The organism is Rhizomicrobium electricum (genome assembly GCF_011762045.1).
Classification (GTDB): Bacteria; Pseudomonadota; Alphaproteobacteria; order Micropepsales; family Micropepsaceae; genus Rhizomicrobium; species Rhizomicrobium electricum.
In genome coordinates, this window is sequence record NZ_JAASQS010000005.1 from 431,005 (window position 1) to 438,627 (window position 7,623).

At 58.8% G+C, this 7,623-nt stretch carries 5 protein-coding genes; 4 read left to right on the top strand and 1 reads right to left on the bottom strand.

Annotation, left to right across the window (positions count from 1 at the left end):
- Nucleotides 1-286: 286 nt before the first annotated feature.
- From FHS84_RS12410 to FHS84_RS12420, 3 genes are read left to right on the top strand one after another with little or no spacing between them, the layout of a single operon-like run.
- Nucleotides 287-1,504 (top strand): oligosaccharide MFS transporter, encoded by a 1,218-nt coding sequence (locus tag FHS84_RS12410; protein ID WP_166934648.1) that lies wholly within the window; start codon nucleotides 287-289, stop codon nucleotides 1,502-1,504.
- Nucleotides 1,505-1,515: 11 nt separating this feature from the next.
- Nucleotides 1,516-2,694: a glycoside hydrolase family 88 protein gene (locus tag FHS84_RS12415; protein ID WP_166934650.1), complete on the top strand. Its 1,179-nt coding sequence runs from the start codon at nucleotides 1,516-1,518 to the stop codon at nucleotides 2,692-2,694.
- Entirely contained in the window at nucleotides 2,691-3,626 is a 936-nt protein-coding gene (locus FHS84_RS12420) for an ROK family protein (RefSeq protein ID WP_166934718.1), read from the top strand. The genes FHS84_RS12415 and FHS84_RS12420 overlap by 4 nt, the downstream gene beginning before the upstream one ends.
- A gap of 72 nt (nucleotides 3,627-3,698) precedes the next feature.
- On the opposite strand, the gene FHS84_RS12425 is transcribed toward FHS84_RS12420, so the two are convergent.
- Entirely contained in the window at nucleotides 3,699-5,645 is a 1,947-nt protein-coding gene (locus tag FHS84_RS12425; RefSeq protein WP_166934652.1) for a glycoside hydrolase family 97 protein, read from the bottom strand.
- Between the two features lie 333 nt (nucleotides 5,646-5,978).
- Here FHS84_RS12425 and FHS84_RS12430 point away from each other — a divergent pair, with 333 nt between their 5' ends.
- Nucleotides 5,979-7,436: a family 43 glycosylhydrolase gene (locus tag FHS84_RS12430; RefSeq protein WP_166934654.1), complete on the top strand. Its 1,458-nt coding sequence runs from the start codon at nucleotides 5,979-5,981 to the stop codon at nucleotides 7,434-7,436.
- Nucleotides 7,437-7,623 lie beyond the last annotated feature (187 nt).

Below are 7,623 nucleotides of genomic sequence, written 5' to 3' on the forward strand. Positions count from 1 at the left end.
TCATTCTAGCGCCATGTTATCGTTATCTCAATATCCTTCGGAAGACACTCCCTCCCGCCCCAACCGGACCATGATGAAGTATCTCCAGGGCTCCGGTCGAGCTCGGCAAGAACGAGAGAAAAGACCAGTTTAAGCGGCTGAGACGGCCATGCGGGCTCCTTTCCCACAAGCAAAGAACTTGGACGTGAAAAGATCGCATGGCATCTGTGATCGATATCAGATAGTTTTTCCAAACTATCTCTTGCAGGGGGCGCTTCGACCTCCGTGGAGCCACGGGTTAGCCGGAATGGATACCAGGAAGACAGTATACGCCGCACTCAGCGGTTTCATGTTCGCCCACTTCTTCGCCGAAGCCATGAGCATTTCGCTATTGGCTATCTGGCTGAAGAACGTGCTGCATCTCTCCGGCATGCAGGCCGGGCTGGTGTTTTCGGCGAATTTCTTTACCGCGATGTGCGTGCAACCGCTATACGGCTTCATCTCCGACAAAGTCGGCCTCAACAAGACGGTGCTGAGCAGCATTGCCGGCATGGTCGTCCTGTGTGGGATGTTCTTCACCTACGTCTATGGCCCGATGCTGCTCGCCTATCCCGTGCTGGGTGCAATCGTGGGCGGCCTTTATCTCGGCTTCACGTTCATCGCCGGACGCTTTGTCATCGAATCCTATGTCGACCGTGCGGGGCGAAAATACGGGTTTGAGTTCGGCCGGGCCCGGCTCTGGGGCTCGCTCGGCTATGCCCTCGCCGCCTTCTTTTCCGGCTCGCTGTTCAACATCGATCCGCGCATCGACTTCTTTCTCGCCACGGCGGCGGGCCTCGTCATGCTGGTCATCATCTACTTCGCACCGCTCAAGGCGAGCGTCGACGAACTGGCCCAATCGAAGGCGCTGCGGATCGGCGACGCGCTGGCAGTCCTCGGCATGGCAAAGTTCTGGCGCTTCATGGTGCTCATCCTCGGGGTCACAACGCTTTACCTCGTCTACGATCTGCAATTTCCGGCCTATTTCGCGTCGCAGTTTCCCGATCCGAAGACCGGTACGGCGATGTTTGGATACCTCAACTCGGCACAAATCTTCGTCGAGGCCGGCATGTTCTTCCTCGCTCCCATCATCGTCGGGAAAACCGGAGCCAAGAACGGCCTTCTGCTCGCCGCAGCGATTATGATCATTCGCATCGCCGGTTCGGGCATCGTCACAGGGCCGGTGCTGATCTCCTGCATGAAGATGCTTCATTCGCTGGAACTGCCCATCCTGGTCACCTCCATCTTTCGCTATATTGCCGGCAATTTCGAAGCCCGCCTGGCCTCGACTCTCTACCTGGTCTCGACAGGTTTCGTCAGGAATACCGGCCTGATGGCGTTGTCGGTGGTGGTCGGACAGTCCTATGACGTAATCGGATTTCCCAAAACCTATCTTGCTATTGCCGTGATCGCCTCCGCATTTTGGCTGCTGTCCGTTTTCGCCTTGGCACCCGACAAGAAGTCCGCCCCGCAAACAGCCTCCTGAAAGAACTCGCAATGCCACGAGAACCCATTTTACGACGAGACGAGCTTCTGGCGGTCCCGCGCCTCGGGCGGAACGAAATCGGGGCGGCGATAGGCGATGCCCTTCTGCGCGTGCGGCGGAATATGGAGAAGTTCGGCGGCCGCTTTCCGGCTCCATCGAGCATTGCCGGCGTGTATCCGGAGATCGATAATGTCGAATGGACCAGCGGCTTCTGGAGCGGCTTGCTGTGGCTCTCTTACGAGCTGAGCGGCGACCCGATCTATGGCGAAGCCGCGCGTGCGCAGATTGCCGATTACGAGCACCGCGTGGACGAGCGGATTGCGACGGATACCCATGATCTGGGCTTCCTCTATTCGCTGTCCTGCGTCGCCGCATTCAAGCTGATTGGCGACGAAACTGCGCGAACTGCAGCCCTGACGGCTGCCGACCAGCTTCTTGCTCGCTATCTGCCGCAAGCCGGCATCATCCAGGCCTGGGGCGATCTCAAAGATCCCGCGCAGGCGGGCCGCATGATTATCGACTGCAATCTCAATCTGCCGCTGCTGTACTGGGCCAGCAGCATGACCGGCGATCCCGAATACGCCGCCGCGGCCAACGAACACATCAAGCAGGCGCGCACATATCTGGTGCGTGCGGACAATTCCACCTTCCATACCTATTTCATGGATCCTCTGAACGGAGCTCCGCGCTTCGGCGCCACCCATCAGGGCCACTCCGACAGCTCGTGCTGGTCCCGCGGCCAAGCCTGGGGCATCTGCGGCTTTCCCTTGGTTTACCGCCACCACCCGGACCCCGAGCTGATCTCGGTCGCAGCGCGCTTGGCGAACTACTTCCTCAACCGCTTGCCGGCCGACTTCGTCTGTTGCTGGGATCTTGTGTTCACCGACGACACGGCGCCCCGCGACAGTTCGGCGGCTGCGATTGCCGTTTGCGGCCTTCTCGAACTGGCGCGACAACTGCCTCTTGCCGATCCCGATCGCGCTACCTATGAAGCGGCTGCGTCGGCCATAACCTCCAGCCTGATCAAGAGCTATGCCGCCAAGGCCAGCGATCCCGGCGATGGCCTCTTGCTCCACGGCGTTTATCACATGCCCAACAAGATCGGCGTCGATGAATGCTGCATCTGGGGCGACTACTTCTATCTCGAAGCCCTGACGCGACTGACGAGGATTTGGGAGCCATACTGGTGATACAAATCGGTATTGATTTCGGCGGCACCAAAATCGAGGCCGCGGCGCTGAATGTCGCCGGCGACTTCGTCAAACGCATACGTGCCGGCAATCCCGGATCTTACGATGCGGCCCTCGCGATTGTGCGCGATCTGGTCCAGCGCATCGAGACCGAACTCGGCGAGCACGGCACGGTCGGATTGGGCGTACCGGGTTCGATTTCGCCGAGCACGGGCGTCATGCGGAATGCCAACTCGGTCTATCTCAATGGCCGACCGTTCCGCGAAGATCTGGAGAAAACGCTGGGGCGCCCGATCCGCATGGTCAACGACGCCAATTGCCTGGCGTTGTCGGAATCCGTAGATGGAGCAGCCAAAGGCGCCAATGTCGCCTTTGCCGTGATCCTCGGCACAGGCTGCGGTGGCGGGCTGGTAGTCGGCGGCAAGCTGATCGAAGGCGCCAGCGGAGTAGCCGGCGAATGGGGACATATGCCCCTGCCCTGGCCGGCGCCGGAAGAGTTGCCCGGGCCCACGTGCTGGTGCGGCCAATCGGGATGTCTGGAGTACTGGATATCAGGCACAGGCCTGCAACGCGACTATGGCGAGGCCACCGGCGAGAGCCTGGCAAGCGAGCGGATCATTGCGGATTACCGCAGTGGCCGCCCTGAAGCGGTGGCCGCGTTCAAACGCTATATCGACCGGCTTGGCCGCGCTATCGCGGTCCTCTGCAACATCGTGGACCCCGATGTCGTTGTAATGGGCGGCGGTTTGTCGAACGTGGACGAGATTTACGAGCTTCTGCCTGCAGCGGTGGCGAAGCGGATTTTTTCGGATGTGATACGGACGAAATTCGTCAAAGCACGCTGGGGCGATTCTTCCGGCGTACGCGGAGCAGCTCGGTTATGGCCTTTGCCGGCCAATGAGACCAAAGCGTTGCTCGCCAAAGTTCGTTAAGATCGAATCCGTACAAACAGAAAAGGCGCTCTGCGGCGCCTTTCCCATTCAGCCACCATTTTTATGCCGGAGTCAGGCAGCGGGCGTGAAGAGCAGTGCCTGTCCGCCCGCCGCATTCAGCTTCAAATCCAGAACATCAGCCGCAGTCACCTCTCGTTCGGAAATGACGACCGGCGTCTTATAGGCTGGCGCCGTTTCGGCACCGTCGGCGTAGATCGAAGCTTTCCAGACGCCGGGGCCCAGAAACTTCAGCGGCAGGTGGAGTGAACGTCCGCTCTCATTGGTCGCGGCACCCACGAACCAGCGAGGCCCCTTGCGGCGGGCCACAATCGCATATTCGCCGATCTTTCCCGCCAGAGCCCTGGTTTCGTCCCAGTCTGCCGGACACTCGTCGAACCATTTCAGCTCCGGCCATTCGCCTGCAGCATATTTTTGCGGGCTGTCGTACCAGTAAAGAAACATAACCGGACTGTAGAGTATGGCCGCGAGCGCCAACTGGTGTGCGTTGGTGGTGCGGTTGCGTTCCTGAGCATAGCAGATCGTGTAATCGGCCGGCCCGGCAACGTTGCGCGTGAACGGCAATGTGACGTTATGCTTGGCCGTGGGAAAGTGTTCGTTGCCACGCACGCCTTCCAAGGTGATGTAGTTCGGCAGCGTGCGTTCGAGGCCGGCGGGACGCAGATCGTCATGCAAATCGACCAGCAGCTTGTGCTCGCCGCAAACCTTCACAGCCTCATAAAGGAAGTCCGTCTCCTGTTGGGTACCTTCCCAGACAAAACCGAACTTGATTCCGGCTACGCCCCAGCCCTGATAGGTTTTGACGATATCTAAAAGCTGTTTCTTTACGGGCTCGCGATCGACATAGAGGATGGTACCAATTCCTCTGTCGCGCCCGGCCGCCACAATCTTCTGAATATCGAAGCCGGGAATCGGCACGGTGGCGTCGGAATCGTCCGTGCCGTTGCCGTACCAATGCCAATCGACCTCGATGTATTCGAGTTTGTGGCGCTCGGCGAAGTCGAGCAATTCCATGCCGGCCTTCGTCGTATAGGGCATCCGGAGGCGAATGGCGCGGCCAGGCTTAACCCAAGAAACGTCGCCCAGAATGTTCGGTGTCGCCAAGATCGGAATGAGATCGGCGTTTTCCAGAAGTTCGTTCTCGTTCGCCCCGACCAGCACGACGCGCCACGGCGTTGCCTGCCCCGGCTGCAGCGAGAAAACGTGCTCCGGCGGAGGATTGTCCGGACCAGCAGGACCATTGGCGCGCGCCGGGTAGCGCATCGTGTGAACCACCAATTCGCCTTTGGTGCCATCGGCGGCGCGAAGCATTGCACGCGGATAATGCAGGCGGTCGGATTCGGTGATCAGCGCCGCGGTGCCGTCGGACAGAATGGCTGTCACCGGAAGATCGGCACACCCTCCGGCATCGGCTGCCTGCGTCGGCAGCGGATCGGATACGGGCCCCATGGCTTCCGGTGTGGAGGCATAGAAATCCCCTTCATCCCGCGAAGCATAAACCGTCGTTCCGGCAGGAAAGCGGAAGTGCGTGTCCTCCGCAACGAAGGCGATCTCGCCAGCCTGCCCAGCCTTGCCATGCACGACGTAGCGCAAAGCCGCTCCGCAGTCATAAGCGCGGAGGATCACATCGAAACGAAAGCCATCGGGGCAGACAAATTCTGCCGTAAGTTCTTCGCCCGCATGGTCATAGACCTTGCGTATACCAACCGGCGGCTCCCAGCGGTCATGCACGGAACGCTTTGAGGTCTTCACCAGTTTGGCATCGGCACACAACGCCCGGCCATCGGCAAAGCGAAGCCCCAACTTCGCGGGCTGCAGCAGCGGACGCCCCTTGTAAGCAACACTCCAGCGTGCATCGCGACCGACCATAACCTGCAGCTTGCCATCCGGAGAACTTGCCGCAGATCCCTGCCACGCGGCATTCGCATGGCCGGACAGGCCAACCGTCAAGAACAGGCCGGCCCCGAGAAGCGAGCGCCGGTGGATGCCATTCCTGTGCATAACCCTCTCCCTGTCTCACAACCTTGGGTGCCGTCTCCGACCCGGCACTATGCCCAGCCTTCCTGTAACCGGACCGAGGGCCAGCGGAACTCGTGAATACGCTAATGCGGTGTTGCCGAAGCGGTACCGCAGCCATCAGGGTATCGATATCACACCCCTCTTCGCTGTCAACATCAACAGAATCCAGCAGGAGATGAATGTTAGCGCTACATTAAATAAAGCAGCTAGACCTCAATACGCGCTCGCGACAAACGGCGCTTGCTTTTGGGCTTTTTTCCGAGTTGAGAGCGGATAAGATATCGATACCTCATCCAGTAAGGCAGGATTTCCAAAATGAAAATCAAGAGCGCAATCGCGGTTGCGGCACTGATCAGCACGGCGGTACCTGCGTCGGCGCAGGCGACAGCGGCTCAGCCTCACGGAAATCCGATTATTCCGCACATATTCGTTGCTGACCCTTCCGCTCATGTATGGCCTAAAGATCCCGATACTGTGTGGGTTTATACGTCGACAGATCAGCCCGGAACCAACTCTTACGACACGATGCGGGATTATCACGCCTTCTCCACCAAGGATCTTGTCAACTGGGTCGACCACGGCCGCATTCTGAGCGTGGACAATGTGCCTTGGGCGGCATCGCATGCCTGGGCCCCGGACGCCGTGTACTACGGAGGAAAGTACTACCTTCTCTATCCCATGAAGGAGAAGACGTTGGGCGTATTCATGGTTGGACTAGGCGTGAGCGATCGCCCGGAAGGACCATTCCAAGATACGGGCTACATCAAAGGCTCGGAATGGGGCCAGGACCCTGCGCTATTCGTCGACGACAACGGTCAGCCCTATCTATATTGGGGTCATGACTTCCTCATTTACGGGGCGAAACTCAGCAAGGATCTGCGCTCGGTTATTGCCGGAAGCACAATCAACCTGACCAGCCAACTTGCGGACGCGTTCGAAGCGCCCTGGCTCAACAAGATAAACGGCAAGTACTATCTGTCCTATGCCGGCCTGCACGACAGGCAATGGCCGGAAGCCCTCTATTATGCCGTCGCGGATAATCCCCTGGGTCCGTATACGTCAAAGGGGGTCTATCTTCCCGCCTTCGGTCCACAAACGAATACGATTCATGGTGCCATCATTCCGTTTAAAGGAGAATGGATCTCCTTTTATCATGGCACTTGGAGCTCAGCCGGAAACTCGGAAAATCGCAGCGTGATGGCCGATTACCTGACCATCAGGCCGGACGGAATCTGGGCCCCGATCGTCCCCACAGTTTCGGGCGTTACAGGCGGAAAAAATATTCAGACATCGATCTGGCTGGAGGCGGAGAGCGGAGTAGCCGCAGGCGGACGTCTCACTGCGACCAGTGTTGAAAGCAAAACTGCAGGATACTCCGGGCGCGGCTATGTCACAGGCTTTCCAGTCAAGCCCGGTCACGACGCAGCGTTCTACGCGATCCAGAACGAATGCAACAATTGCGTCAAGCGGGCCTCCGTCGGATCCGTCCAAGTATTGGCCCAAGTCGCCTTCGACCAGGACTATCGGCTTAAAGTTCGCTATGCAGCCGATCAGGACACACGCCTTCATATTCTCGTCAACACGACGGAATTGAAAAGGATTGCGCCCAGCGGGGGCTCTATCGTAGCGAAGGCGACCGCCGGCAAGTTCGAGGTGTATGATCTTGGCGTCATTCATCTGCACGCTGGCGACAACACGGTGGAACTTCGCACACGCGACAACATGGAAATCAAAATCGACGCGTTTGAACTGTCTCCCCAATACAACCGCTAACAGCAATCTCACATCGAGTAGCCTACGCTGCTTTACCCTGACGCAATCGTCACTCGTCCGGCACCGCATTGAGATGTCCGACTTTGATTCAATGTCAAATCGCTTCCAACCGTGACCCCAGTTACGCGCCCAATAATGACCCCCTTGTAGGTGCTGTTCGACAGGCCACGGAGGGACCCGCGCGCGT